The sequence below is a fragment of the Saccharomonospora halophila 8 genome (assembly GCF_000383775.1).
Taxonomy (GTDB): domain Bacteria; phylum Actinomycetota; class Actinomycetes; order Mycobacteriales; family Pseudonocardiaceae; genus Saccharomonospora; species Saccharomonospora halophila.
This window is the reverse complement of sequence record NZ_KB912513.1, coordinates 4,009-6,806: the sequence shown is the minus strand read 5'-3', so window position 1 is coordinate 6,806 and position 2,798 is coordinate 4,009. Positions and strand designations below refer to the sequence as shown.

Annotated in this window: 2 protein-coding genes; both read right to left on the bottom strand. The window is 72.7% G+C overall.

Going from position 1 to position 2,798, the window contains the following annotated elements:
• The coding region (locus tag SACHA_RS0107300; protein WP_028662966.1) for an NADH-quinone oxidoreductase subunit N at positions 1-1,330 on the bottom strand (1,330 nt) is incomplete at its 3' end.
• Positions 1,331-1,342: 12 nt separating this feature from the next.
• Complete coding sequence (locus SACHA_RS0107295; protein ID WP_019808390.1) at positions 1,343-2,794, bottom strand: complex I subunit 4 family protein; 1,452 nt, start codon at positions 2,792-2,794, stop codon at positions 1,343-1,345.
• Positions 2,795-2,798 lie beyond the last annotated feature (4 nt).

Here is a 2,798-nt window from a genome sequence, read left to right as displayed (position 1 = left end):
CGGTGCGCGCCGCGCCCGCGGCCCACCCGTCGTCCGGCCGGGCCGCGGTGTCGGTGCGCAGCATGGGCGCGATCCAGCGCAGGTAGTAGAAGAGACTGGCGACGGTGTTGACCACCGCCACCGCGACCAGCCAGCCGAACCCGGCCGCGAACGCCGCCGTGAACACGACCAGTTTGCCCGCGAACACCGCCGTCGGTGGGGTGCCGACCAGACCGAGCAGGCACACCGTCAACGCCACCGCGACGGCGGGGCGGTGCCGGAACAGGCCGCGGAAGTCCGCGAGCGTGCGCAGGCGGGGCAGTGCCGCCACGACCGCGAACGCGCCGAGGTTGGTGACCGCGTAGGCGGCCAGGTACAGCAGCAGAGCCGGCAGCGCCAGATCCGACCGCCCCGCGGCGGTCACGGCCATCAGGAGGTACCCGACCTGGCTGATCGTCGAGTACGCCAGCAGACGCCGGACGTCGTCCTGGAAGAACGCCGCGAGATTGCCCAGTGTCATGGTCAGCCCCGCCAGGACCGCCACCAGTACCCGCCAGTCGAGCGGGGTCGGATCCAGCACGGTCGCGGCGAAGCGGTGCACCGCCAGCACGGCACCGATCTTCGGCACCGTCGTCACCAGCGCGGCCACCGGGGTGCGGGCGCCCTCGGTGACGTCGGGGACCCAGAACTGCACCGGCACCGCCCCGGCCTTGAACAGCGGTCCGGCCAGCAGCAACAGCGCCGCCACCGCGGTCACCGCCGCCGACGCCCCGGGCAGGGTACCCGCCAGGGCGGAATACCCGGTGGCGCCGCCGAGTCCGAACAGGACGGTCACCCCCACCAGCATGGTGACACCGACGAGCGCGCCCATCAGATAGTACTTCAGTGCCGCCTCGGTGCCGGGCGCGTCGTCGGCGAATCCGGTCAGCGCGTAGAGCGGGATGCTCGCCAGCAGATACGCGGCGGCCAGCAGCAGCAGGTCGTCGGCACCGGCCAGCAGCACCGCACCGAGCGCGGCCAGCAGCACCAGCACGACGAACTCGGTCTCCCGGGCCGCGTCCCGGACCGACGCCCCGGACAGCCCCAGCACGAGCAGCACCGAGACCAGCACGACCACCCGGGCCGTACCGGTGGCCGGGTCCACCGTGTAGGTGCCCTCGAACACGGTGACACCGGCGGCCGGGGGCCAACCGAGGAGGGTGGCCCCGAGCGCGGCCAGGCACGTCGTCGCCGCGAGCGCGCGCACCGGCCATTGCCGGTGGCGGGGCAGGAACGAGCCCGACAGCAGCCCTCCCACGGCGGCCGCGGTGAGCAGCAGTTCCGGCAGGATGCGCGCGAGAGCGTCCGACATCACCACACCACCTCAGCGGCCCAGCAGTGGGCCGAGGGCACGGGCGGCGGGTTCGATGACGTCCAGCAGCGGGCGCGGGAACACGCCGATCAGCACCGCCAACGCCATCAGCGGCACGATCGAGCCCGCCTCGACCGCCGTGAGGTCGTGCGGGGTCGGCCCGTCGGCCCGCCGGGGCGGGCCGAGGAAGAGACGCTGGTAGGCACGCACGAACAACGCGGCCGTGAGCAGGATGCCCAGGACCGCGAACCCGACGGCCACCGGCACGGCGACCAGCGCGCCGGTGAAGATCTGGAACTCGGCGATGAACCCGGCGAACCCGGGCAGCCCCAGCGACGCGAACACCGCCAGTGCGGTGAGCCCGGCGAATCGCGGCGCGTGGGCCGCGAGACCGCCGTAGGCGTCCATCCGGTAACTGTGGCCCCGGTCGTAGAGCACCCCGGACAGCAGGAACAGCGACCCGGTGATCAGACCGTGCGCCACCATCTGGGTCACCGCCCCGGTGACGGCCAGGGTGTGGGCCTGCTCCCGGCCGGTCGCGAGCAGCCCGGCGGCCCCGACGGCGAGCAGGATGTAGCCCATGTGGTTGACCGAGGTGTAGGCGACCATCCGCTTGAAGTCGCGCTGGCCGAGCGCGACGAGGGCGCCGTAGAGCACGCTCAGCACGCCGAGCACCACGATCGCGGGTGCGAAGTCCCGCCAGGCGTCGGGCAGCACGGGCATCGCGATCCGGACGAACCCGTAGGTGCCCATCTTCAGCAGCACCCCCGCCAGGATCGCCGATCCCGCGGACGGGGCCTCCGTGTGCGCGGGGGGCAGCCAGGTGTGCACCGGCACCGCCGGGGTCTTGACCGCCAGCCCGAGCAGGATCGCCAGCAGCACCAGCGCGCCGAACGTCGACCGGCCGGCGAGCGGGTCCTGTTCGGTCAGCCGCACGATGTCGAAGGTGTGCGGCTCGGCGGCCACGTAGAGGCCGAGAAAGCCCAACAGCAGCGCCAGCGATCCGAGGAAGGTGTAGAGGAAGAACAGCTGCGCCGCCCGTGCCGCGCCGCGGTGCCCCCACCCGGCGATCACGAAGTACATCAGCACGATCGACAGGTCGAAGAAGACGAAGAACAGGATCAGATCCAGCGCCACGAACAGCCCCACCGAGACCGTCTCCAGCAGCAGGAACAGCACGGCGAAGGTCCGCATCCGGTCGGTGTGCCGCAGGGAGTGGACCGCACACGCCAAAAACAGCACGGTGGTCATCGCGACCAGCGGCAGGCTCACGCCGTCCACCCCGATGTGGTAGCCGGAGTCGACGCTCGGGATCCAGCGGCGGTCGACCTCGTGGGCGAACCCGTTCGCCCCGGGCGCGAAGTCCGCCCACAACCACCCGACCAGGGCGGCCTCCACCGCGGTGGCGGCGACCCAGACCCACCGGGTCACCGCCGGCCCGGCCCGCGGCAGCGCCAGCAACACCGCC